Origin of the sequence: Anabaena cylindrica UHCC 0172, assembly GCF_034931625.1 — a bacterium.
Classification (GTDB): domain Bacteria; phylum Cyanobacteriota; class Cyanobacteriia; order Cyanobacteriales; family Nostocaceae; genus Anabaena; species Anabaena cylindrica_A.
In genome coordinates, this window is sequence record NZ_JAYGGY010000018.1 from 38,326 (window position 1) to 63,659 (window position 25,334).

At 41.3% G+C, this 25,334-nt stretch carries 23 protein-coding genes; 12 read left to right on the forward strand and 11 right to left on the reverse strand.

All coding sequences use genetic code 11. The annotated features are described in order from the left end of the window. Positions 1–540 precede the first annotated feature (540 nt). Together VB713_RS07485 and VB713_RS07490 are read left to right on the forward strand one after the other, a co-directional pair. On the forward strand, positions 541–1,260 hold the full coding sequence (locus VB713_RS07485) for a hypothetical protein (protein ID WP_015212803.1): 720 nt from the start codon (positions 541–543) through the stop codon (positions 1,258–1,260). Positions 1,261–1,376: 116 nt separating this feature from the next. Beyond that, entirely contained in the window at positions 1,377–2,270 is an 894-nt protein-coding gene (locus VB713_RS07490) for an alpha/beta hydrolase (protein ID WP_323310939.1), read from the forward strand. Positions 2,271–2,345: 75 nt separating this feature from the next. Here VB713_RS07490 and tsaD read toward each other — a convergent pair whose 3' ends face one another. Further along, positions 2,346–3,398 carry a tRNA (adenosine(37)-N6)-threonylcarbamoyltransferase complex transferase subunit TsaD gene (gene tsaD, locus VB713_RS07495; protein ID WP_323310940.1) on the reverse strand — a complete coding sequence of 351 codons (1,053 nt, stop codon included), beginning with the start codon at positions 3,396–3,398 and terminating at the stop codon, positions 2,346–2,348. Between the two features lie 248 nt (positions 3,399–3,646). Between tsaD and VB713_RS07500 the strand changes: the two genes are divergently transcribed. The 3 genes from VB713_RS07500 to VB713_RS07510 all read left to right on the forward strand — a co-directional run bounded on the left by VB713_RS07500 (position 3,647) and on the right by VB713_RS07510 (position 4,984). Next, positions 3,647–4,141: a Photosystem I reaction center subunit III gene (locus VB713_RS07500; RefSeq protein WP_323310941.1), complete on the forward strand. Its 495-nt coding sequence runs from the start codon at positions 3,647–3,649 to the stop codon at positions 4,139–4,141. Between the two features lie 82 nt (positions 4,142–4,223). After that, complete coding sequence (gene psaJ / locus VB713_RS07505; RefSeq protein WP_323310956.1) at positions 4,224–4,331, forward strand: photosystem I reaction center subunit IX; 108 nt, start codon at positions 4,224–4,226, stop codon at positions 4,329–4,331. A 131-nt stretch (positions 4,332–4,462) separates the two neighbouring features. Next, on the forward strand, positions 4,463–4,984 hold the full coding sequence (locus VB713_RS07510) for a photosystem I reaction center protein subunit XI (protein WP_323310942.1): 522 nt from the start codon (positions 4,463–4,465) through the stop codon (positions 4,982–4,984). Between the two features lie 90 nt (positions 4,985–5,074). Here the strand turns inward: VB713_RS07510 and gmk are convergent, their stop codons facing one another. Further along, a complete protein-coding gene (gmk, locus tag VB713_RS07515; protein WP_323310957.1) occupies positions 5,075–5,686 on the reverse strand; it encodes a guanylate kinase in 612 nt (203 codons plus the stop codon). Positions 5,687–5,858: 172 nt separating this feature from the next. Continuing rightward, entirely contained in the window at positions 5,859–6,125 is a 267-nt protein-coding gene (remA, locus tag VB713_RS07520; protein WP_012410221.1) for an extracellular matrix/biofilm regulator RemA, read from the reverse strand. 1,224 nt (positions 6,126–7,349) lie between these two features. Here remA and VB713_RS07525 point away from each other — a divergent pair. The 4 genes from VB713_RS07525 (at position 7,350) to VB713_RS07535 (ending at position 9,112) form a co-directional block, all read left to right on the forward strand. Beyond that, positions 7,350–8,000, forward strand: coding sequence for a hypothetical protein (locus VB713_RS07525; protein WP_323310943.1), 651 nt, complete (start codon positions 7,350–7,352; stop codon positions 7,998–8,000). Positions 8,001–8,281: 281 nt separating this feature from the next. Next, positions 8,282–8,602 carry a transposase family protein gene (locus VB713_RS28225; protein WP_416242413.1) on the forward strand — a complete coding sequence of 107 codons (321 nt, stop codon included), beginning with the start codon at positions 8,282–8,284 and terminating at the stop codon, positions 8,600–8,602. After that, on the forward strand, positions 8,574–8,972 hold the full coding sequence (locus VB713_RS28230; RefSeq protein WP_416242414.1) for an ISAs1 family transposase: 399 nt from the start codon (positions 8,574–8,576) through the stop codon (positions 8,970–8,972). The genes VB713_RS28225 and VB713_RS28230 overlap by 29 nt, the downstream gene beginning before the upstream one ends. After that, complete coding sequence (locus tag VB713_RS07535) at positions 8,969–9,112, forward strand: hypothetical protein (RefSeq protein ID WP_323310944.1); 144 nt, start codon at positions 8,969–8,971, stop codon at positions 9,110–9,112. The genes VB713_RS28230 and VB713_RS07535 overlap by 4 nt, the downstream gene beginning before the upstream one ends. 1 nt (position 9,113) lies before the next feature. On the opposite strand, the gene VB713_RS07540 is transcribed toward VB713_RS07535, so the two are convergent. The 3 genes from VB713_RS07540 to hetZ form a co-directional block, all read right to left on the reverse strand. Beyond that, positions 9,114–11,411 carry a DUF3488 and DUF4129 domain-containing transglutaminase family protein gene (locus VB713_RS07540; RefSeq protein ID WP_323310945.1) on the reverse strand — a complete coding sequence of 766 codons (2,298 nt, stop codon included), beginning with the start codon at positions 11,409–11,411 and terminating at the stop codon, positions 9,114–9,116. A 302-nt stretch (positions 11,412–11,713) separates the two neighbouring features. Beyond that, entirely contained in the window at positions 11,714–12,559 is an 846-nt protein-coding gene (locus VB713_RS07545; protein ID WP_323310946.1) for a PatU, read from the reverse strand. A 151-nt stretch (positions 12,560–12,710) separates the two neighbouring features. After that, positions 12,711–13,901: a heterocyst differentiation protein HetZ gene (hetZ, locus tag VB713_RS07550; protein WP_323310947.1), complete on the reverse strand. Its 1,191-nt coding sequence runs from the start codon at positions 13,899–13,901 to the stop codon at positions 12,711–12,713. A 169-nt stretch (positions 13,902–14,070) separates the two neighbouring features. Here hetZ and VB713_RS07555 point away from each other — a divergent pair, with 169 nt between their 5' ends. Then, the gene (locus VB713_RS07555) at positions 14,071–14,547 is read left to right on the forward strand and encodes a hypothetical protein (RefSeq protein ID WP_323310948.1); all 477 of its coding nucleotides are present in this window, start codon (positions 14,071–14,073) and stop codon (positions 14,545–14,547) included. A gap of 64 nt (positions 14,548–14,611) precedes the next feature. Here the strand turns inward: VB713_RS07555 and sds are convergent, their stop codons facing one another. Then, entirely contained in the window at positions 14,612–15,583 is a 972-nt protein-coding gene (sds, locus tag VB713_RS07560) for a solanesyl diphosphate synthase (RefSeq protein WP_323310949.1), read from the reverse strand. A gap of 893 nt (positions 15,584–16,476) precedes the next feature. Here sds and VB713_RS07565 point away from each other — a divergent pair. Further along, a complete protein-coding gene (locus tag VB713_RS07565; protein WP_323310950.1) occupies positions 16,477–16,665 on the forward strand; it encodes a hypothetical protein in 189 nt (62 codons plus the stop codon). A 190-nt stretch (positions 16,666–16,855) separates the two neighbouring features. Here VB713_RS07565 and murI read toward each other — a convergent pair whose 3' ends face one another. The 4 genes from murI to VB713_RS07585 all read right to left on the reverse strand — a co-directional run bounded on the left by murI (position 16,856) and on the right by VB713_RS07585 (position 24,195). Beyond that, positions 16,856–17,713: a glutamate racemase gene (gene murI, locus VB713_RS07570; protein ID WP_323310951.1), complete on the reverse strand. Its 858-nt coding sequence runs from the start codon at positions 17,711–17,713 to the stop codon at positions 16,856–16,858. Positions 17,714–17,947: 234 nt separating this feature from the next. Continuing rightward, on the reverse strand, positions 17,948–19,861 hold the full coding sequence (locus VB713_RS07575) for an N-acetylmuramoyl-L-alanine amidase (RefSeq protein ID WP_323310952.1): 1,914 nt from the start codon (positions 19,859–19,861) through the stop codon (positions 17,948–17,950). A gap of 342 nt (positions 19,862–20,203) precedes the next feature. Further along, on the reverse strand, positions 20,204–22,066 hold the full coding sequence (locus tag VB713_RS07580; RefSeq protein ID WP_323310953.1) for an N-acetylmuramoyl-L-alanine amidase: 1,863 nt from the start codon (positions 22,064–22,066) through the stop codon (positions 20,204–20,206). Positions 22,067–22,743: 677 nt separating this feature from the next. Next, positions 22,744–24,195, reverse strand: coding sequence for a cation:proton antiporter (locus VB713_RS07585; RefSeq protein WP_323310954.1), 1,452 nt, complete (start codon positions 24,193–24,195; stop codon positions 22,744–22,746). Positions 24,196–24,547: 352 nt separating this feature from the next. Here VB713_RS07585 and VB713_RS07590 point away from each other — a divergent pair, with 352 nt between their 5' ends. Beyond that, positions 24,548–25,291, forward strand: a complete 744-nt coding sequence (locus VB713_RS07590; RefSeq protein WP_323310955.1) for an SIMPL domain-containing protein — start codon at positions 24,548–24,550, stop codon at positions 25,289–25,291. Positions 25,292–25,334 lie beyond the last annotated feature (43 nt).

Here is a 25,334-nt window from a genome sequence, read left to right on the forward strand (position 1 = left end):
TTTTAGCTAAATTTTTCACCCTAATCATTTCTAACTTTAGCACTTTGTTTTCACACTCCTTTAGCTAATAAAGCACGGGAGATTTTTTTAGAGATGTGTTGCTCCTTGATTTCTGGTTTTTCACAAGTGATTGATTTTTTTATCCATCAACATATTTATACACTTACTGCAAGCGGTGAATTTTGTTTAGACTGTACAAGATGCTTTTAGGTACAGATGTAATTTGCTTTCCCGAAAGGATACTGAGTATAAAGTTTTTCCTGTCGGATTTAGCTCAGATGAAGATACTACATCATCAGGTATTCTACCTTGCCCAAGCCTATAATTTGTAACCGTTCAGGGAAAAGAGATTCAAAGTTTTTCATAAATTATGTATATTGTTCTTTTGTAGCTGGTATGATATCAAACTTCCAACACATTTCTCGCCATTAACTAAAATCTATGATTAAGTCCTCAAACAGAAAGATATGAGAACAAAGTAGTAGATAACGTAGTTTTTAGCTTTATTTTTAACAAAGCAAGCAAGTCTTACCACCAACAATGACTTCTGGTTTAAAATCTTCGACACTGGAACTCCTAAAGCGCTTTAACCGAGCGTTTCCCCAATTTTATGAGCAATTTGTTAGTAGTGAGATTCAACTGCAAAATTTACGACTGGCTTACCGTTTATATAAAACCAGACGAGCAGTTATAGAGATGAAACCGGAAGGTAGCAAAAGTGCGCTGCACTTTGCATACCGCAATCAGTCTTTTCTCCTCAGCGATATTTTTGGTGTGCTGGCAGCTTATGGTTTGACTATTCATGGCTTGAGTCTCTATGGCCAGATTCGACCACCAATGTTAGTGTTTATTAAGCTGTTAGTGTCTCGTGGCAGCAAAGCCTTGACTGAAAAAACCGCAGAAAATGTTTGTCGTGCCATTCGTGAGGCTTTGGGCAATCGGTTTGAGGTAGAAGAGATGTTAGCCGTGGAATTTAACCTTAATGCTGGTTTAGAGCAGGTACAAACCGAGTTCTATGTAGATCCAGTTTTTCATCTCCCGGCTTTAGTCATTGAAGCTGATAATCAACCAGGATTATTTTATAAAGTCATGTATGGCATCTGGCAGGAAGACCTGCTCGTAGTCAATGCCAATTTGTTGGTTTGGCGCGGACGTACACGGCTGATACTCTATTTATTGGGACCAAATGAAAGTCTGATTCCTGAATATCTGGGTAACAAGATTGCGGAAGGAGTGCGACAAAGGTTACTAGGTCGATGAGTATAGGAAATTTTGAATTTTGAATTTTTTAGATACACAGCGACTTCTCACAGGGGATTTTGAATTTGTCTTTCTCCGTATTTAGCCGCACCTGCTCTTAGGGGTACGATATACGTATGGCAACAATAGAAATCTTAGGCGTTCCACACGCATATGAGCTAACTGCTCCTACGTCTTGCCCTCATGCTTTAGTATTTATCCACGGTTGGCTCAATAGCCGTGGATACTGGCAACCTGTGATTTCTCGCCTATCAGTTGATTTCCAGTGCTTGTCTTATGATTTGCGAGGTTTTGGTGAATCCCAGTCCCAGGCAAAATTTGATTTGGAGCAAGCAGAAACTGTTTTGAAGCTCAATGCTCAATATCCTGCTGATTCTCTATATTCTCCTTCTGCCTATGCTCAGGATTTAGTCATACTTTTGGAACACTTGAATATTTCTAGTGTTTGGCTAATTGGTCATTCTTTGGGAGGCACTATTGCCCTGTGGGCAGCGGCTCAATTACCTGATTGTGTTAAAGGAGTTATTTGTATTAATGCAGGTGGTGGTATTTATCTGAAAGAAGCATTTGAGCAGTTTCGCTTGACAGGTCAGAAGTTTTTACAAGTTCGCCCACGTTGGCTGTTCCAATTGCCTTTGATTGATTTGTTGTTTAGTAGAGCAAGTGTAGCACGCCCTTTAGATCGCTATTGGGCGCGTCAAAGGGTAATTGATTTCGTTGTTGCTGATCCAGAAGCTGCACTAGGAACACTTTTAGATTCTACTACGGAGGAAGAAGTTAACCGCTTACCTCAGTTAGTATCACAACTAAAGCAGCCAGTTTATTTTTTAGCTGGTGCTGACGATAAGGTGATGGAACCTAAGTATGTACGTCACTTAGCCAGTTTTCATTGGCTTTTCCAATATGTTGGTGATAATTTTCTGGAAATTCCCGATTGTGGACATTTGGGAATGTTAGAGCAGCCGGAGGCAGTTGCTGATCATATCCGGTCGTTGGTGGTTGGACAGTAGGTAGGAGGCAGGGGGCAGGGGGAAGAAAAGTTGCTTGAGTAAACTGGAATCATCTTTTTTGTGGAGTTCTCTGAACTAATTACCAGTTGAATACAATTGCATTACCTGAGCCAGGGGTAGCCGAGAATGAACGCCTAATGTGAGGGGGGATGTGTGTCCACGGGAGAGATGATCAGATGCGGCACAGCCAATCATGGCGGCGTTATCAGTGCAAAATTTTAATGGTGGGAAGAGGACTCTTTGTAGATGATGCTGGGCAACAGCGGCTTGTAAGTGCTTTCTGAGTCCACTGTTGGCTGCTACGCCACCACCGACGGCAATTGTATCTAGACCATAGTCACGGGCGCAGGCGATCGCTCTTTTGGTTAGCGATCGCGCTATAGTTTCCTGAAAGCTGGCCGCTACATCTGCTAAAGGTACTTGCTCACCATCTTTCTCTAACTGCTGTACTACGCGCAATACCGCTGTTTTTAATCCACTAAAACTACTATCGTAGGGATGATAACCCCCACCTGGTAGAGAAATTTTTCCTTCTGGTAGTGCAAAGGCTTGGGGGTTCCCCTCTTGTGCCAACTTGTCAATAATTGGCCCACCAGGATAACCCAGCTTTAACAACCGCGCCACCTTATCAAAAGCTTCACCCGCAGCATCATCACGGGTTTCTCCCAAAGTTTCATAGCTACCACAATCTTTCACATAAATCAAGCTTGTATGTCCGCCTGAAACAAGTAAGCTAAGAAATGGGGGGTCTAAAGTTGACTCGCTCAAGTAAGTCGCATAAATATGACCTTCGAGGTGATGAACACCCAAAAAAGGTTTTTGATGTACTATTGCTAGGGTCTTGGCAGCTGTTAACCCCACTAACAGCGCTCCTACGAGTCCTGGCGCACAGGTAGCCGCAATTCCATCAATTTGCCCCCACTCCATATGACTGTCATCCATAGCCTGCGCTATAGCTTGATTGACAATTTCTAAGTGCTGCCGCGATGCTACCTCTGGAACTACCCCACCATACTGCTGATGAATGGGAATCTGAGAGGCTACGATACTGCTGTAAACATGACGATTGTTAACAATTGCGACGGCAGTCTCATCACAACTGGTTTCGATTGCTAAAACGGTTGGCATAGTGATTGGTGATTGCTAAAACGGTTGGCATAGTGATTGGTGATTGGTGAAAAATAAATATTCCCTCATCTTTCCCAGTTCCCAATTCTTACTTTTGGTTGAGAAGCTTTAACTTTTATTTACTTAAACTTTACTCGGTTCCCGCCCAAGAGTATGATGACTTGCTAGTTATGCAAATTAAAACACTGTACAAGCCGCTTCGTTTTGTACAAAGAACTTCTTGTTTTGTAATAAAAGGAAACAACTCCATGCGACGATTGTTTGCTTTGATTTTAGCGATTGGTCTTTGGTTCAACTTTGCTCCTCAAGCTCAAGCTTTAGGCGCTAACCTTGTACCCTGTAAAGACTCTCCCGCATTTCAAGCACTAGCACAAAATGCCCGTAACACCACTGCTGACCCTGAATCAGGCAAAAAACGGTTTGAGCGTTATTCTCAAGCGCTGTGTGGACCAGAAGGCTATCCTCACCTGATTGTAGATGGTCGTCTAGACCGCGCTGGCGACTTTTTAATCCCTAGCATCCTCTTCCTCTATATTGCTGGTTGGATTGGCTGGGTTGGTCGCGCTTATTTACAAGCGATCAAAAAGGGTACTGATGCTGAACAAAAAGAAATCCAAATCGATTTGGGTTTAGCGCTGCCTATTATTACCACCGGGTTTGCTTGGCCAGCAGCAGCAATTAAAGAACTTCTCTCAGGCGAATTAACAGCTAAGGATTCAGAAATTACTGTTTCTCCACGCTAATTCATCTGAACTCATTCACTTGTTTTTGGAGACTAAATTCATGGCTGACAAAAGCGACCAATCATCGTATTTGATTAAGTTCATTTCTACAGCACCTGTGGCAGCTACCATTTGGCTGACAATCACAGCGGGCATTTTGATCGAATTTAACCGCTTTTTCCCGGACTTACTTTTCCATCCTCTACCATAGGGTGAAAAAGCGGATTTACATCAGTTAACAGAACCAATAGCTGAAAACTGATTACGTAAGGGCGAATTATATTCGCCCCTACATCTGAAAAATGGATGCCACCACTTTGTATTTAGAGGCAACGTAAAAATATGGCGCAAGCAGTAGATAAATCCAAAAATCTTCCTAGTGATCCCAGAAATAGGGAAACAGTTAGACCTGCTGGACGTAATCCACAGGATGGGAATCTAGAAACCCCAATTAATTCTTCTCCTTTGGTCAAGTGGTTTATTAATAACTTGCCCGCCTATCGTCCCGGTCTGAATCCTTCCAGAAGGGGTTTAGAAGTCGGCATGGCTCATGGTTATTTACTATTTGGACCATTCTCCACATTGGGTCCACTACGGAACGCACCCAATGGTAACTTAGCTGGGTTGCTGGGTAGTATTGGTTTGGTTGTGATTCTCACAGCCTGCTTATCTTTGTATGCCAATAGCAATCCTGACAAAGCACTTGCTAGTGTTACTGTTCCCAACCCTCCAGTAGATGCTTTTAACTCTAAGGAAAGCTGGAATAACTTTGCCAGTGCTTTCTTAATTGGTGGTATTGGTGGTGCAGTAGTTGCTTACTTTTTGTCTGGTAATTTGGGACTCATTCAAGGTCTAGTAGGTTAATTTGATTTCAGGTAATGGGTAATGGGTAATGGGTAGTTGTGATTGATTTGTTGCTATTACCTATTACCTATTACCAAAATAGGTGTGTTGTTAAACAGTTATTTGTTCAAATAAAACCGTTTCAATTTGAATTAGAGCGGTTTCAAGATTGTCATTCACGATTTGAGTATCAAATTCATCTGCGGCTTTAATTTCTTCTTCGGCACGGCGTAGACGACGAGCGATCGCTTCTTCCAAATCTTGTCCTCTTCCGCGTATCCGCTTCTCCAATTCTGAAAATGACGGTGGCAAAATAAAAATGCTGTGGGCGCTAGGGAAAGAAGCCCGAATTTGTCTAGCTCCTTCTAGTTCAATTTCTAGCATCACCAACTTACCAGACTGAATATGGTTAAGTACAGCTGCACGGGGTGTACCGTAATAATTACCAGCAAATTCTGCCCATTCCAAGAATTCCCCTTGAGCAACTAATTCTTCAAAATCGTTGCGGGAGATAAAGTAATAGTTTTCGCCGTTGGTTTCTCCTGGCCTGGGGGAACGAGTCGTTACAGATACTGAATAATAAAGTTCTGGATGACGCTGGAGAAGCGATCGCATTAAAGTACCTTTGCCGACTCCACTAGGTCCTGTCAAAACAATCAGCTTGCCCAGAGAAGCACATTCTTTCGTAGTAGCACCACTAGGGATGGGTAAAACTTGCATTATCCGTTCAACTTGTGAATTAATTCATCAATAGATATTATTCATTAGTCTTGTGTTAGTTGCCAGCGCAAACTGTGACTAAAGAATTTGTAGCAATCGTGACAAAAAACCTATCTAATTCATATCCTCATGCCGAGATGGTGCAAATAGGGGGGGTTGACAGCCCCACCTCTAACTAATTATCTACAGTCTGATGATCACGGGAAATGACAAAGCGATTTGCTACTGTCTCCGGCTGAATCGCCGATAAAATTACGTGGCTGGAATCAGTGATAATTACAGCCCTAGTCCGACGACCGTAGGTGGCATCAATCAGTTGGCCTCTGTCCCTAGCATCGGTAATGATGCGCTTAATGGGAGCAGATTCTGGACTGACAATGGCAACTACTCGATTGGCGGATACGATGTTGCCAAAACCGATGTTGATTAACTGAATTTCCATAAAAAACTGACGCTAAAGGCGCTAGAAAAAGCTTGTGATAAACTTATTCCCATGTTATATCTAAAGAATCGTAGTTACAACGCCTAAAGTCTAGCTAAATTGAGTTTTTTAATAACAACTGCTTTTTTTTAGCTATTTATCAACTAAATATCCTAAAAATCTCTCTAAAGATATATTGGCAATTATACTCATCAGAGATAAGAGAAAGCCCCTTTGACACTCGCCCCACCTCAATAACTATCGCTACGCTTATCTACTTCTAAGAACGAGCAATTATACTTTATAGTGCGATACCTTAAGTGGACGCAGCGAACTGACAAAAGCCCTCCGGGCATACAAGAAACAGCGCTGACACTATCGCACTTACTCTGCATTATCCCATCATGTAGCTTAATCTGACGTGAGTTCGATAAATTGAAAACCCTTCTCCAAACCTCTCCCCGTTCACGAGGAGATGCTTTGAAACCCTAATTTTTCCGTGGAAACTAAATGCATTTCTACCTCTCTCCGTGTCAGACAGTCCTTAGTATGAGGTTCATCGAACTGACGTTAATCTGTCCAAAACCACTATCCAGCGCTAGAGATAATTTCTAGCATAAGTTATTACAATACTGTAGCCAATTTACGAGGGTGAGATGATGACGCTTTAACCATTAACTCCCATTTATCTGAGGCTTGGCAAAAACAATAAGTCCTAATAATTCCTTTAAGGTTTCCCGCTAGGTTTTTTTAATGTATTGAAAGCAGGATAAGGGTTTCAGATTCCAAACCACCTTTTTATCGAAACGCTTATGTATGCTTATTTTTGCCAGTTTTGCCAAGAATGGTCAAGGCTCTTTTTTTGGCTATAGTATTGTTATTAGTAACGGTTTTGTTCAATTTTTTGGTGGAGTTCCCTTGGAAATGATGCCATCAATTATTACAATCCTACAGTCCCAAAAAATCAAAAAATCTCAATAACCGTGTTATTACTTATAAGATTTATACTTACTTCATAATTTTATTTTTAAAGATTTCAGTAAATATAAGGTTATGCCGAAATCAAAAATACGGTAAATCTATTTTAGACAAAGCTGAATCTTTTCTTACTTTAATCTGTCCAACAACCCTCTCGCACCCTAGAAATTATCTCATGGGTAAATTTTAGGCGACAGTTTTAGCTGTGATTTTAGGATTTATTGGCACAATGGTATTAAGCCATATACCGATAAACCGATAACTGTCATGGCTAATAAAGACCAACAAATTGAGAGGTTAGTTGATATGAGTGCTTTTGAATCAAACAGTAACAATGCCGTTGAAGTAGATGGTATTCGCTTTGAAACTATAGTTCCTGAGCCAGAAGTGTTATTACCAAGAAAAAATCTAGTAGAGAAACTTCTGAGCATTTTGGAATCTTTATTACCAATCCCACCAAGACATTTTCCCCCTAAATGTCCTGTACAAATTGGTATACGGATTACTAATAACACCTCAATCCCTCTGCGATTTAGCTTTTCTTTCACCTTATTTCCAGAAATTGTGAATGCAAACAGGCCAATTCCATTTGAGGGTGGTTGGATAAGAGCTTCAACATCTTTAGAATCTGATTACCCTCTAGTCTTGCCAGGAGAGAGTTTTACCTTCTTTCCGAAGATAGAACTCTTTTGGATTTGGGGTAATAGGTTTGGACTTAGTTTCACCAATGGAGATAGTGGTACATGGTTTTTTCAACCTCTCAAGCCGGGTAATTATCAGTTCCGATTTATTTATGAAAATTCAAATGAAAAAGTAACAATGTACAGTTCTGTAAGTACAAATATGAACTTAATAGAAGGGATTTGGACGGGCAAAGTGTTAACTCCGTTTATAGAGTTAAATTTAACAAAATCTTGAAGTGAAGTTAAATATTGAATTTCACCAAAAATCATATTACTTTGAAACCAAAAAATATAGGAGCTAGTGAAAATGTTATCACGGCAATATTCTTTAGTGTTGTTTGCATCCACGTTAATAGTTGCATTGACAAATGAGACTGGTTCAGCATTTACTATTATACCTTCAAATCCTTCTGATGTTGAGTTTTACAGAGAACAGTCTTTTGCCCAGGTTAGCCCGCAGGGCTGTTTCATTCCCTAAAACAGGTAGAATTGCAAGGGTAGATGGGGAGAAAAATCATGAGTGCTGGTCTAATTGAACAATTGAAGCAGGTAGAAGATTTTAGAACAAAGGATGGACGAAGACATCCACTGTGGCTAGTGTTGCTATTTGTCATAATAGGCACAATGAATGGATATGTGGGATATCGAGGATGGGGAGATTTTGTCAAACGGCATCGTCAAGTATTAATAGAGAAATTCGGGATTCAAAAACATGGAGTACCATCGTATTCAACAATCCGACGTGTAGTCATGGGAGTAGACTTCGATAAACTGGTGGAAAAATTTCATGACTGGGCAAAAAATTATATTGACAACGCGTATTGTCGAGGTTTTTGATGATATTAGTGGACTTGATCCAGAATGGATAGGAATCAAATCTTTAATTAAGGTCGAAAGATATGGCACAAGAAAGGGTAATAAATATCATGAAATTGTCTGTTATATTAGCAGTTTGATTTGCACTGCTAAAGAATTTGCACTCGGTATTCGCGGTCATTGGGGTATCGAAAATTGCCTGCATTGGGTGAAGGATGTTGTTTTCAAAGAAGATAGTTCCACAATTCGTTTGGGCAACGCTCCGGCAAATCTTTCTCTCATCAGATCTATTTCACTCAACATCCTTCGTCGAAATGGTTATACTTCCATGACAATTGCCCAAAGATTTATCTCTCACGATCTTGACAAACTTCTTCGTCTTGTGGAATGAAACAGCCCTGCCCTTACCGGGGCATTGAAGCGGTGGTAATTGTTTATCTTGCTTTTACTTTAACTTGGTTTGAGTGCGCCCAATTTACCCATTTGGCTTGGTGGGCGCTTAGTTGTAATGGAAATGTGGCTGAAAACTAAATCACTTAGCGCTCTTTGTCTTGTTCAAATCTTGCCAGCGTTGCTGTAGTTGCTTCCAATTCGGAATATGACCACCATAACGCCAACTCACATACGCTTGACAAATTTCATCTATCACTTGAGCAGTTTGTCTGGGATGTTGTTGATATGACACTTGGGCATATTCCAAGGGTGTCTGTGCTGGATGTTTACCTAAACCTTTTTCGGCTGTCCATTGCAGCATTTGTTGATAAAGGCTTTCCATTGGGGGTAATTTTTTTAACCAACGACGGTTGAGCCATTTTCGCCATTGTACCCAACCCAACCAACCAAGGAAAGCTGTAGTTGTACCGACGATTAAGCCAGTTAATACTCCTAGCCAACCTTGAGAAAATAAAGCTAAAAACCAAGCGATCGCTCTAAACAACCAACTAAACACTGTCCCAAATACATTATTCAGCAACCCTGTCACCGGTGAAGGTAGCCAACCAGCCACCCAACTCCAAAACTGACGCAACACGCTAAAAGTTTGATCTTCTTCAATAGAAGGAGGAATTAAAGAATGATTGGGAATTGGATCAAAAGCGAACCATCCATATTGAGGAAAATAAACTTCTGTCATGGCGTAAGCATCGGTGTTACGGACAATATACATCCCCGTAAATGGATTAAATTCTCCTGGCGCAAACCCCGCTACTAAACGTGCAGGAATACCTATGGAACGCAGCATCACAGTTAACACGGTAGAAAAGTGGTCTGGATAGCCTCCTTGATTTTTAAACAAAAAGGATTCTACTAAATCATCTTTTTCGTCTAGATAAGGCAATCCTAAAGGGTTTTCAGGAATAGAATAATTTTGTTTGAGATACTGCGCTAGGTAAAGAGTCTTTTCATAAGCTGAATTGAGGTTCCTCGTATCTTCTGTTCGGGAAACCCGTTCATGATTATAGTTAGCTAGAATTTCTTCAGTTTTGTTGCGGACTTTAGCGGCAATTTCTGGCGGGATTTGCAGGTAATGATTTTTAATGTCTGTTGAGTATTTATTTGTAGCTTTCCCTAACAAAGTGCGATCGCGGTAAGGAACTTCCGAAACTACAGTGTAAGTCATCCCTTCTGACAATTCTACAGGCGATCGCAAACCCCCTTCTGGATCAACCGCGATCACAGGTCCAGGAAAGTAGATTTCTTTGGGATAAGACAAAGAAGGTATCAGATTAGGCAAATCTGACACCACATTATAAGTTTGTACTACCTCTTTTGTTGGAGTTCTCATCAGGGGGAGATCAACAAAAATTCTGTAATTCCAAGATGATCTCCTCAAAGTAGTAACCTGATCATTACGAGAAATTTTCCATCCCTTACCTGTATAACGATCAAAAGCTAAAACTCGCCAAAAACCTTCTGCTTGGGATCTTACCCGCATCACCACCTTGGGTTTCATTTCCCCTCGGAGGTTTTGGTTCATTTCGCTATTAAAACCGTAATAAAAATTATTATCTACCTTACCTGGTTCACCACCTCTTCCCTGTCCAGTGCCATTCCCACCACTGCCACTACCTTCACGGACATAACCAGGATTATTAATATTACGACCTGTAAAATTACCCTTGAGCTCAATTGGCGCACTCACAGGAAACGACTTCAGCTGATAACCAGGAAATCGGGGCAAAATAGCGAAAATCCCCAGTCCTATCCCCAAAATTACTAAAAAATTGACAATTAAAACTTTTAAATTGGAACTAACAGTATTCTTTTTGGTAAACTTTTCTTTTTTTGTTGGTTTTAAACCCAAGCGCGATCGATAGTCTAAAACTAAAGTCGGTAGAGCCACGCCTAAAAACAACAACAACACAGGTGCAAACCCCATAGTTTGACTTAATGTTGCAGCTACACCTAATAATATTAAACCGATCACAATTGAATACCCCAAGTCCTTACGTCGGGGCGTATCATAACTGTGTAGTACTTGAAGCTCAATTAATAATTGAGCCAAACTTAGTCGTGTGTCATTCCAATCACCCAGGAACCGCCCAAAAAAAGCACCTAGTGCTACTAACATTCCTATGGCAATACAGAACTTGACTGGAATATTAGCATTGTGGCGACGGTAGTAACTCCAAATTGTACCCACTATACTTAGAGGCACTGCCCAAAGACTAAAGGTAGTCTCAGATGCAATATCCGTCGCCACGGTTCCTAAGATCACTAACCCTAATACTAGAATCCGTAAAAGGATTGAATCTTCCACTTCTGCTAAAGACGATCGCCGTCTATTCTGCGGCCAATCATCACCTACAGGTACGCGCAAAAACCGATTCATCCTGGAGAAATTTAACATTTTTAGGTAAGTAGAACTATGATGTAGACGCTAAAGACACAATGCTAGGGACAAAAACTGATTACCTTGTCTTCTTTCTATCTTAGCCCCACCCTATCCTAGCTCTAGACTCCCTTTCAGCATCTAAGGGAATCTACGCATTTTTTGCGAGTGTCCTGCTCATAGTTACTTCCTAATAGATGCCTTAATTAGTGTTTTTACAAAGATGAGTAAATTTGAAAACCAGGATCATCATTTTTTTATTGGCGTTGATTAACTGAGAGTACTAGCAGTAGTGGTTGGAATTACATCGTTAGATTAATCGCCAAGAATAATGGCTGTTCTTCTAGTTCTGGGCATTTAACTTCCAGAGTATAATTCTGGCTGACACGCTCACAGTATAGTTCCACACTTGGTCTAGATAAATCCAAAGATTGTGCAACTACCTCCAATGTGCCTGAAGAATTAGCTTGAGTACCATTCCTCTGAAGCTTCAAAACCCCTTGAGTAGGTAACTCACCGTGAACACGTAACTTAGTCCGTTTACCTAGTGACTGTAACTCTACTCTGATAATTAGAGTTCCAGTAGTAGTTTGCCATTGTCTTTCTATCACCGGATGGGTGAATGAAATTGGCAGAGTCAGATTTTCAAGCAGTTGTTTAGCTGCCATTAGCGACAACGCCATTTGCTGACGCGGTTGTAAATCTGAGTAATCCCTCTGAATGTTGGGTATTGTTTCTATAGCATCTACAGAACGATAAGCGCTTCTGAGTACCAATCCAGCTAAATCATTGATTAATGGGTAATCTTCAGGAAAAAAGCTCTCTACTGCCTGAATTAGTTTGGGACCTAAGGGTAGAGAAGATGTCAGCAATAACTGACACTTTTCCATCAATTGTTGGAAAATTTTGTCTGGTAAAGTAACTGGCAAATTGAGTTTCGATTGCTGTGCCAACCACCCCCAGGCAGGAACTAAGGCAATCGACGGCTCTTCGACAAATTCTGGATAATCTATTAATTGGCTTTCCCAAGGGAACAAAGGTGGGTGGTCTTGGATTTCGACTTGTAACCGACGCTTAAGGACGGCTTGGAAACGTTCTTGCACAGTAGGAATTTCTCCTAGTTGAAAGGTTTGGGGTTTTCCTCCCAACTCCGGCTCACCACTTTTATGATGTAGTGGCTTCCTTGAGAGGGTCTTCTAACCCATCAATTTTCTCACAATCTACCGAGGGATGCTCGCCGGTTTGACATTATCTGCCAAAAACCAATTGAGTTACTCGGATTGTCAGGGTTGTGAGTCACTATTCATGGGTAGATGCACTAGATCCGGACACTAATGAGTTACGAATTTCCCATGCTTGCTCCAAAATCTTAAACCACCGTTTTTGTAATTGTGCCATTGACAATCCTAAAGTTTTGGCAATTGTTTCGTCAGATTGACTTTGTTGCTTCAACTCTAGTAATGACATTTCTTGATCATCCAATTGCGCTGTGTAGACTTGCCATTGGTGAGGCGTTAAGCCTAAATTGGTGGGTAAAGAGGCTTCCAACCATTCATGAACCAATTCCCAACGATGCAAAAGTGCAAACCGAATTAAATGATACTTAAAGCGTTGCTGCAAATAATCTCGCTGACGTGAGGTTAAACCTAAAATCGACTCAATTTCTGGCGCGGATAAATCCTGAAGCCGCAGTGAGAAGTAGTCAGCACAATCCGATTGTTGCTTTTGTTCGAGATAATTCATTAATTCAGTAATCACAACAGAGCGGAGGGTGTCTTCTTCAGGTTCAGGTTCAGGTTGCATCGCCATTGCTGATCTCAACTGCTGTATGGCTGGATCTTCCCAAAATCCATCCGATTCACCACTACCACCTTCAGCAGCTTTTTCTATGTCTATACTAGTTTCTGGCGGTTGCTGTTGTGAAAAAGTTTGCGCTCGCAGGATAATTAGCTGTTGTTGTCTTCCTGGTAAAGGAATCCGGCGTTTACCATAGCGCTCGGTAAATGCCATATATTCGGACAATTCTAGTAAGGTTTGGGGCTGGTAGGTCGGTTCTTGTTGATTCTCCCTGCGGAAAGCATTCAAGGCCTCCAGATAAAAACTCTGGAGAAAATCTTCTATGATAGTCAGCCGCCCTTGATAGCTTAATTGCTTTTGAGGAGGATTAATATAGCGATAGATGATTGCACTTAGAGTACTGTGTAGTTCTACTCTGCCCCGATTGGAACCCAATTGATAGTACCTGAGACACTGTTGCAGCCGATGTCGGGCTAAGGTCATGGCGGCACTTTCTATTTCACCGGAAGCTTGGATGCGTTTACTTTCATTACAAATTCGCAGGACTTCGCCAGCAATTCGCAATGCCACATTGTGGCAATTCTTTTCAGAAGCCTTGGTTGACTGCTGTAGCTCCTTCAATAGGAATTGAAATATAACCTCCACGCCGATAGAATTCTCTCCCTGAGTAGTTGCAGTTGCGGCTGAATTCATAGTCTGAATTTTAAAAAGACCCTAACATACTTAAACACAACCTGTAGGGCTGTGGGTGTTAGCTTGATATATTTTGCGTATAAGCTATCAGTGGTCAGTTGTAACTGTTCCCTGTTCACTGTTTCCTGCTTTAATATTTTGGACATTACTCAGGAGCTATTTACAAGTCATGACGGATCTAGAAGTACAAATTCAATTATTAATTAACAATGCACCTCAGGATGGTGTGACACCAAAACTTGTAGCCACAATTGCTCCTGTGCTGAGAGCGATCGCCCAAAAGTTACGCTACCCCCAGTACTATATCCTCCAAAATTTGCAGTCAAGCTGGATTTTAACTACATTGAGCAACAGGGCAAATCCAGAATTAGAAAAGCACGTAGTTTATGCCTTTCCTAGATTACAGGATGTTTCTCTGTTTTCATCTGCTGGGCTTGACCCTCAAGCAGTAGCTAAAGCGATGCCAGTAATTCATATTTTGTTTCAACTGGTGGCATTAGCACCAGTAGATAGTATAGTTTTTTTTGAGACTCCTGGCACAACCAGCGATGCTATTGAAGTGCAGCGCACTGAATTGCAAAACCTGATTCAGCAGAACCTGCAACAACACAGATCCAGTCAGCAAGTGCCTCCTGATATTGCTTGAAGCAATTTTTAGATTTTAGATTTTGGATTTGCGATTGAACCTAAAATCTAAAATCCAAAATTCTCTAATAGGGCCGACTCAATACATAATCAGTCATATTGATTAATGCTTGCAGTGAATCTGAGGGTTCTAGAGTAGCAATATGTTCAGCCGCTACTTTAGCATGGTGAGCAGCTAATTCTCTAGCCCGTTGTATGCCTTGGCTATCTGAAATCAGCCCTAATGCCTGCTCTAAATCTCCTTCTTGGGCAAACTCTCTTTCAATCAGCGCTTCTAGGTAAGGTTGTTCCTCTAAGGCAAATAATACTGGTGCAGTCAGATTACCGCTTTTGAGATCAGATCCGGCTGGTTTACCTAAAGTATCTGTAGAACTAGTGAAATCTAGAATATCATCTACTATTTGGAATGCCAGACCAATATGCTTACCGTAGTTATACAAATTTTCGGCTCTCTCTGGGGAAACTTCGCTAAGTAATCCAGCGGCTTTAGAACTGTTGGCAATTAATGAGGCTGTTTTGTAATAGCTCTTTTTCAAGTAAGTTTCCGTAGCAAGATTAGTGTCAAAATGATTTAACCCTTGTTGGATCTCTCCAGATGCAAAATCCATGATCACTTCTGAAAGCAGTTTGACTACATCCAAGTTATCTAGATTTGCTAAATACCAGGAGGATTGAGCAAAGAGAAAATCTCCTGCTAGTACAGCAATACGATTACCAAACAAACTATGAACTGTAGGTACACCACGGCGTACACTGGACTCATCCACTACATCATCATGTACCAAGCTGGCTGTGTGAATCATTTCCGTAATCTCTGCTAGGCGGCGATGACGGGGCGTAATATCTTCTTTTAGCATGGTTGCCCGTGATATTAGCAGCACAATTGCTGGTCTGATACGCTTTCCCCCGGCTCCAAACAAATGTTCGGCAGCTGCATAGAGGATGGGGTGGCGATTTCCAACTAGCTGTGTCAGGTTATCTGCTAGTATTCGCAGGTCTGCTTCCACAGGGGTGAACAGGGAGGTGGCTGGGGTCATGGATGGGTGGACTCTGACTTAGGTTACGAAAGTTTACATATCCTTTACTCATTTTAAGATAACCCAGTGCCAGCGCAAAGTTTTCCTGAGAGAATCCCATCCTTAATTAATGGAAAAAACCCCGAAAAAGCTGATGCTATGTGGGATTACTTGTATTACATAAATTTCGCTGGGGAAGAAAAAATTTATTATTGGCAGTCATTTAAAAGACTAGCCATAATTCTGAACATCAATACAATTGGTTTTTCCTTTACCGATTAACTAATTACACATTACTTATTTCCGGGTGAGACTGGGCAATCTAAAAATTGTGCGTCAATTTGGAGAAAATTTGAAATTTAGTCTGGAAGTTAGCTAAAAATGCAGGTCTGTTGTGTTACGCTAATGTATAGGAATTTTAAATCTTTGAGATATTCACTCCCAAAAAAAAGTAAATCATCATTAGGTGATTTTACTCATTCGAGTTGTGAGTCTAAAATAACAGGTCGCCGACAGAATGAAGGGAATGATTCCTAGTTGTTTGCTGTGCGATCAACAGACCTTTTGGGTTAGATTATGTGCTTCCTGTTAGGGAAGCAACTACACATTTTCAGCTAAGGTTGAGCATAAGTGTAGCTCTTACTCGATTGGTGTGAGGGTAAATAACGCAGACTGGGTAGACTGCTGAGGAGCGCAGTTTTGAATTGCTATTGAGCAATTTAACTGCTGTCGGATGTGTGGTCTGCGAAAAAATAAATTAAATAATAAATTGGTTGATCCAGAGAGTTTTTTAGACTCTACTGGGTGGCTTTGCATAGCCAGCTACAGCAATTAAGTAAATTCTTAATTAGCTGGAGTTCCACTATTTTTGTATGCAATTTAAATATTCCTTTGAAAGCAGAGCTGGTAGAACAATGATTTATGGAAATATGCCTATGATGGTATTTATTTTAGCTACTGGATATTTATTCACCGTCTACTTATTATTAGCACTGGCAAAACGAACAGGTGGAAATAGTGTGATTAAAATTGGGTCTAAAGCTATGCAGAAGCAGGAAAGAGGATTAAGAACAAAGGTGACTGAAGTAGTCAATAGCCAATAAAAAAGTACCGAGTACCGAGTACTGAGTGTTGAGTAAAAAAGTTACCGCAGTTTTCATGTATTTAGACCACACTCTTGATTCCTCTCTAGAGCGCTACGCCAGTTGCGACAACGGGGGGAAGCCGCACAACGCAATGGCTCTTCTGTCATTAACTATGGACTACTTTCAACTCGGTACTCGGTACTCGGTACTAGGATACTGTGGCATCAGTCAGGTATACCTGTTCTACTAGAGGGGTATAGCCTAACCAGTGCAATCCGGACTGAGCAAATTGTTGTGGACAACCGCTAACAGCAAAACGAGTAGGCATTGGGAGATAATTATTTCTGATGTTTAATAGATCTAACTCTTGAGCGCAAGCTGCCACGACATGAACAGCTGGGTCAACTAGTTTAACGTGTGAGGGGAGGAGCGATCGCAGTATTGGTGCTAAATGGGGATAATGGGTACAACCATAGACTAAAGTGTCGATTTCTTGTTTGATTAATGGTTCTAAATAGGATCTTGCCACTTCCATTGTGTAAGGGTCATGAATGCGATTTTGCTCAATTAGTGGCACAAATTCTGGACAACTAACTTGCCAGACTTGAACATCGGGTTGTATTTCCATAATAGCTTGACGATAGGCATTGCTTTTGGCAGTAGCTGGGGTAGCAATGACACCAATTCGCTTACCTTGCTGTACTGCTGCCTTCGCTCCTGGTAGGACTACTCCCAAAATAGGGAAATTAAATTCTTGACGGACATTTTCTAGAGCGAGGGCAGAACTGGTGTTACAAGCCATAATCACCATTTTCACCCGTTGCTGTTGCATCCAGTCCAGAATTTCCCTGACATATTGTAAAATTTCTGTTTGTGAACGAATCCCATAAGGAAGATGAGCTGTATCCCCAAAGTAAATAATTGATTCATTGGGAAGTTGCTTATAAATTTGTTGCAGTACCGTCAGTCCACCTACACCACTGTCAAACACCCCAATGGGGGAGCGTTGATGTTCTTTATCAGAGAAATCGTCAAAATTACCTTCAAAAATAGAGGATGAATACACAGGCAAATATTGATTTAGATTTTGTTATTTTAAAATACAGAATTTAGCAGACAATCTGCTAGTTGACCACTAAATTCTGTTTTTTGTAATTAGTAATTTGGACTAAGTAGGTAGGCGAAAAAAAACAGAAGTATGTAACGAAACGTAAAGTTGCCTCAAAACCTCTTCCCTCCTGCCTTGTCTCAACGATAAATATTTATGCCCACCTACTTACATTTTTAACGTAGTGTATTCTTATCTTTGCTGTAAGTACTTGAGAATACCACGAGCGATCGCATCTGCCATCCGATTTTGATATTCTCGTGATCCTAAACGGGGATTATCCTCGCGACCAGTCATATAGCCTGTTTCCACCAAAATTGAAGGCATAGAACTTTTTCTTAGGACATAGAATCTAGCTTTACGAGTTCCTCTATCTTTGATAGTCCCAATATCCTGAAGGATAGTCTTACGAACGGTTTCGGCTAAACCATAACCACTGTCGTAATAATATACTTCTAAACCATTCACATCAGAACGATTATCTACTGAATTAGCGTGAATGCTCACAAATAAAGTTGCATTTACCCGTTCTGCTATATCTACCCGCCCTTTTAGTTCCACAAAAAAGTCAGCATCTCGCGTCATCACAGCTTGAACGCCATTTTGCTCCAAAATAGCAGCTACTCTTTTTCCGATTGGGAGAATAACATCCTTTTCCAACAAACCACCCAGACCGGGAGCGCCTGAATCTTTACCACCATGTCCGGGGTCAATTACTACTAATAGTTTACCTCTGGGAACTGATAGACGTGGTTGAGGTTGTGAACGAATTTGAGGGGCTGTATCTGGATCTGGTAGTTGTCTGCTATTAACTGGTGGTAAGGGAGGTAAGCTAATTGGAGGCGTTAACTGACGAGAGCGTTGTAACTGTAGCGCTAAAAGCTTATCTCCCACTTGATTGAGTTCACCAATTTGCACACCTGATGCAGGTTGAACAAAGACCAAGACAGTATTATTTGCTTGGGGTTGTAGGCGTACCCTGAGGACGGGACTATTAGCACTAAAAGCAGGGCCTGTTACCTTATTAGCTAACTTAGCATTAGGAATAGTGATGCGAAATAGACCAGTGCTTCTATCCCAATTTCCGGTAGCAGATACAGCTTGGTCGGCTCTAATCAGTAGTTGTGTCCCATTACCTGCCAGTTCTACAGACTGAATTGTAGCTGGGGAGTCGCTAACATTTGCTCTAGCATTTGAAATAGCAGGTTGATTTTCTTTAACTCTGTTCAGACGATTAGGCAGTAGAACAAAACCGCTAGTACCACCAGATGTTGCTCGCCAATCGGGGCTGTTGCTATCCACCCGCAAAGTCATCCGAACAGTAGGAATTCTACTAGAAAGTTGGGTAAATTCGATTCGGTTGACACCATAGCGATTAATCAACTGATCTCGTTGTGTGAGATTTGATGATAAAGCTGCGCCAGTAATATCAAGATTAATAATGCGGTTATCTTGGCTGCGATTAACTTGAATTGGGGGATTACCACCACTGGTCTGAATGAAAAAACCATCTCCCGTGACTCGCAAGTTCTCAATTTGAACTACTCCTCTTGTGGTGTTGGCTGCTATATCTTGGTTAGGCAGGGTGACAGGAGTTGTTGTCACCATGTTGTAAGTATTTTGGGGAGAAGTTGCTGGGGTGAATGGTGATTGGGGAGGTATTAATGTGGGTGTTTCTGTTGTTTGCTGACCTATATAACTAGAAGAAGGTGCTGCCTCTGCTTCTAGATTTGGTAATTGTACTATCCAGCGACTGCTACTAACCCCGGTAAATTTGACCAGATTGGGGTCTAGGGTATAACCAGGAGTAAGTTCTATAACTAGGCGCGTCGTTTGTTCGTCAAACTGCCCGATGCGGATAGCGCGAATTGCTCCACCTATTTGTTGGGTTTGCGATCGCCCAAATTCGGTGTTTGGTAAATCAATTACCAACCGTGTGGGGTTAAATATGAGTTGCGCTTGGGGTTGAACAGCGCCCGAAGTATTAATTTCTAGTCGGTTTTGATTGCTATCAAACCGCCAAGATTCCAATTTCGTAGCCATCGCAGGCGACGATAGCATCAAGATGGTTCCAAAAGTGCTGGGTATTAACCAGTGTAGTTTCACAGTCCTTTCTCCTGATTCGCATTCATGGGAGCCGTCAATATCTCAACATCTTGGTAAATCCTCACACCTTTACCACCCAAACTTTGGCTTTGTGCTGGTATCGAGACACAGCTAATGGCGTAACACTATAGCATAGGCTGTAAATTTTGCCATCCTGATGAGCGTAAATTAATTTAGCCTGCAAAGCATCAGATTACACCAAAAAGAGCTATCAAGATGAACCGGAATCAGAAAATTCTATTTCTCCAAGCAGAACTTCTAAAATGGTAACATTGGGGATTAATGCAATTTATTTTTGACTAAATCATTAAGTCTATTTACTGAATACTTGAGATGCAATTACTATCGTTGCCTTAGGTACTGGAGGATTCCTTGAGCGATCGCTTCTGCCATTTGATTTTGATAAGCTGAAGTCCTCAGCTTGGCAGCATCCTCTCTCCCAGTCACATAACCTACTTCCACTAAAATTGAGGGCATAGAGCTTTTTCTGAGGACGAAAAATCTAGCTTTCCGTACTTTCCGATCTCTGACATTGACACTTTGAAGAATTTTATTATGGACAGTTCGAGCTAAACTCAGACCGCTTTCGTAATAATAAGTTTCTAAGCCACTAACATCAGGACGACTCAAACCGACTGAATTAGCATGAATGCTGACAAAAACATCGGCATTAGCTCTTTCTGCCATTGCCACTCGTCCTGGGAGAGTAACAAAATAGTCAGAATCCCTAGTCATAACTGCTTGTACCCCGTTTTGCTGCAAAATTGCCGCTACCCTTTTACTAATGGGTAAGATAATATTTTTTTCCTGTATGCCGGCAATACCGACCGCTCCAGGGTCTTTACCTCCGTGTCCAGGGTCAATCATAACTAATAATTTACCTTTAGGAACTGAGCGTCGGGGTCTGGGCTGAGGAGTCTTTATATTTGGGTCTGGTAATTGTCCGCTATTTGGTGATGGTAAGGGAGGTAAACTAATTGGGGGTCTGGCTTGAGCATATCGTTGTAATTGTAAAGCTAGAAGTTGATTGCCGACCTGGTTGAGTTCCCCAATTCTGACTCCCGATGCTGGTTGGACAAAAATAACTACAGTGTTAGGTGTTTGTGGTTGCAGACGTACCCGGAGAACAGGACTATTGGCATCAAAAGTAGGACCCTTGACACTGGGAGCTAATTTAGCATTGGGAATAGTGATGCGGAATAGTCCAGTAGTTCTATCCCAACTACCCTGGGCAGATAAAGTTTGATTAGCTCTAATCAGTAGTTGGGTATTATTACCAGCTAATTCCACAGACTGAATTGTGGCTGGGGCGTTGGTAACAGTTGGGTTGCTAGGGTTGGCAGGAATGGGTGTTGATTGATTACTGTTTTGAGGTAAGCGCACAACACCTTTAGTCGGTAGTAAAACCAAGCCTCCTATACCACTTACAGTTGCTCGCCAGTCGGGACTATTTTTGTTTACCCGTAATGTGATGCGGACAGATGCTGATTTAGTTCGCAGTTGGGTGAATTCAATGCGGCTGACACCATGCTTATTTACTGCTACATTTCCTGAGGCGAGGCTAGGTGATAAAGTCGCACCAGCAATATCCATAAATATTGTGCTGTTATCGCGGCTACGATTTACCCTCACTTGGGGATTACCGCCACTAGTACGAATAAAAAAACCATCTCCTGTGGCTTGTAATCTCTGAATTTGAGTAATTCCGGCTGTGGTGTTGGCCGCTGTGGAAAACTCAGGTTTAGTCGGGGAGTCTATGGTAACTAAATTATAAGTATTATTATTGTTGTTGTCAGGCGGTGCGGCTGCCTGCTCAACTACTAGCTTTGGTAATTGTACTGTCCATCGATTAGCCGATATACCTACAAATTTAACCAGATTAGGGTCGATAGTATAACCAGGTGCGAGTTCTACTACTAGACGTGCTGTTGTGGGGTTAAACTGTCCAACACGAATGGACCGAATTGCACCACCTACTGGTTGAGTTGATTGCGATCGCCCAAATTCGGTGTTTGGTAAATCAATTACCAACCGTGTGGGGTTAAATATGAGTTGCGCTTGGGGTTGAACAGCACCCGAAGTATTAATTTCTAGTCGGTTTTGATTACTATCAAACCGCCAAGATTCCAATTTGGCTGCTAAAGTCGGGGAAGATAGTGAAAGAATAGTTCCAACTGTACTGGGTAGTAAGTAGTGTAGCTTCAATGTTATTTCTCCTGATTTACATTTATGTAAGTCATTAATATCTCAAAATTTTGGCAAATCTGCACACAATCACCACGTATAATAATTTTGGATTGTCAATTAAAATCTCTCACCACAAGGCCATTATCGAAATCTCAAATTTAATATTAAACTTTGACACTGCTACTAAAATCAAAATACATAATAAATGACTTTTAGATGATAACCACAAAAAGGTAGTCAGAATTGATTACGTTTGGACAACTCCATGTTGTGACACTTGATTGCAGAGAAAACTGATTTTTAGGTGCGTCATGGAATCTAGATTTACAATAAAACCCACCGCTGTCAACTGCACAAGTTAAGTTAGTGGGCGCTACTCCCTCATGATTAGAAAACTTTCACACCATAACAAATCAGTAAAGGCAGAGTAGAACCCAATATCATTCCAAATCCTAGCAAGAACGAGAAACCAACGAAAATTAACTATCACAGGAGACGGCGATTGCGAAATATAAGTTTCCGTTAAGTAGTAACTAGTCGAGGTAACTGCTTTCAACACGCCTGTACTGGGGATTGGGAAATAGCAATTAGCCGGACTGAATATTATTTGAGATATGAGGTACTGAAAAAAGTAGCCAAAGTCTACTTGTCCATAATCAACTATGGACAAGTAAAAACCAGAATAAAGACTACTTCTACTTATTCAAGCTCTCCTGAGAATCTGAAGTGACTTCCAAATGCTTACCGTCATTTGCTGTTGCAATTGCTAACAATGTATCAGAGGAACCGTCGTCTAAAGTAGCTGCGGTTTTTGATTCGGGAAAGACGAATCGTAGCAGAGGGGGAGCTAAAAAGGTAGTCAGAATTACCATCATAATGATTGCTGCTCCTAGTGGTTTTGAGAGAGCGCCACTAGCTGCACCAACACCAGCAAACACCAAGCCTACCTCACCTCTAGGAATCATCCCCACACCAATTGCCAATCGGTTAATGTTGGGTTGACCAAACACGGCTAAACCTGTGATTACTTTACCAATAATGGCAACTGTAATCAGGAAAATTGCCATTATTAAACCTTCTCGATTACTAGGAATTGCTGGGTTTAGAACTCCTAAATCGGTTTTTGCTCCGACGGCGACGAAGAACACAGGAACTAGCATATCGGCAATGGGAATAACTTGCTTTTGTAGTTCCTTGCGTTTATCAGTTTCTTCTAAGACTAACCCTGCTGCAAACGCTCCGAGAATTGCTTCTAAGTGGATAATAGCGGCAAGATAGGACATGACAAAAGCGAAGATAAATGCTGGTATGACCAATTCACCCCGTGTTTTGAGTTTATCTGCGATCGCTACGAAGGATTTATTGAAAACATTCCCCAATACAACCGCACCAACGAGAAAACTAGTAGCGCTGATAATCAAATAAATGACATTACCCACATCTACTGCGCCATCTTTCGCCAAACTAGCCACTACAGCTAGGACGATAATTCCCAGTACATCATCTATCACGGCTGCACCGAGAATTATCTGCCCTTCTTTAGAATTCAAGCGGCCTAGTTCTGAAAGGACTTTGGAAGTAATCCCAATACTAGTAGCAGTTAAAGCCGCCCCAGCAAAAATTGCCGGCACAGCACTGATACCAAACAAAGTCATTAAACCAACTGTACCTGCGGCAAAGGGTACTGCTACCCCCACAATTGCCACAACTACGGCTTGGATACCGACATCCATCAAGTCTTTTAAATTGGATTCCAAGCCAATTTCAAATAGCAGGATAATCACACCCAATTCTGCTAAAACAGACACTACCTCTGACTGTGCAGCAAATACCTGTGGAGTGGCTTCTGGAGTTAAACCAGCGGTGATTTGCAGGAAAGTCATGATTAATGAACTAGAACTGTCTGTACCACCTTCTGGGAATACCAACAAATGCAATACAGATGTACCAACTAAGACACCACCCACAAGTTCACCTAAAACCGGTGGCAAACCCACTTTATTGGATAATTCTCCACCAATTTTACTGGCGAGGTAAATTACGACTAAACTCAGTAGCACCGCTGCTACTACCATTGAACTATCTGCTGATTCTGTGGCACTTGCCAACAGAGGAACAGTAAAATTGATTGCACTGAAAAACTGCATTGGTTCTGTGAATATCCTTCTCTTTATTTTTACTCTTTTATCGAAACCATTTCATAGACTAGATATATACCTACTCCTAACAGCAATCATAGGATATTAGATATATATACAATACTGATAATAGGTATAAAGTAATTGATGCCTCCGGCAAAATTCATTAGTTGCTGCCAATGTAACTCTGATATATGGGGACAAATTAACCCCAGTCCCTATTTTTAGTTGCCAAAAATGTAACCAAGCAACTTTTTGATTGAAGGAGTGTCAAAGTATAAATATGCAAATCGAATTTTCTGGGTGAAAGTTAGCTAAAACCTGGAAACTCGGTATAAATTTTTTGAGGAGTGTACATCTAATGCATCGAAATATTTTATCTAGTTCTCGTGTTCAGACCGGAAACTTTGGGAAAGCACTATCTTTGACTTTAATATTATTTATGATTTTTACTTTACCTGTATCAGCGCAGGAAAAAGAAAAACTATGGCGGACTTTGACGGTGAGTGGTCGTGGTATGGAAGCAATTCCTACAACCTTATCACAAGTGAGTTTGGGTGTAGAAATTCAAGGAAAAACGGCACAGGAGGTACAAAAAGAGGCAGCCAGCAGGTCATCAGCAGTGGTTGCTTTACTCAAAAGCCGGAATGTAGACAAATTGACTACGACAGGTGTTCGCCTGAATCCAGTTTATAGCTACACCAATAATATACAAAGAATTACTGGCTATGCTGCTAGTAACACAGTGAGTTTTCGCGTTCCTACTGATAAAGTAGGCACATTATTGGATGAAGCTGTAAAAACTGGAGCGACACAAATTAGCGGTGTGAGTTTTATAGCTAGTGATGATGCGATCGCAAATGCCCAAAAACAAGCCCTCAAAAAAGCTACCCAGGATGCCCAACAACAGGCTGATGCTGTTTTAAATACTTTAGGATTGCAAGCTAAGGAAGTAGTCAGTATTCAGGTTAATGGTGCAAGTGCGCCCCCACCACCTATGCTTTATCGTAGTGAGGCTAAATTAACTAATGCAGATGCTTCTACCCCCGTAATTGGTGGTGAACAAGAAGTACAAGCATCTGTGACACTGCAAATTAGTTATTAGTCATTAGTCATTGGTCATTGGTCATTGGTCATTGGTCATTGGT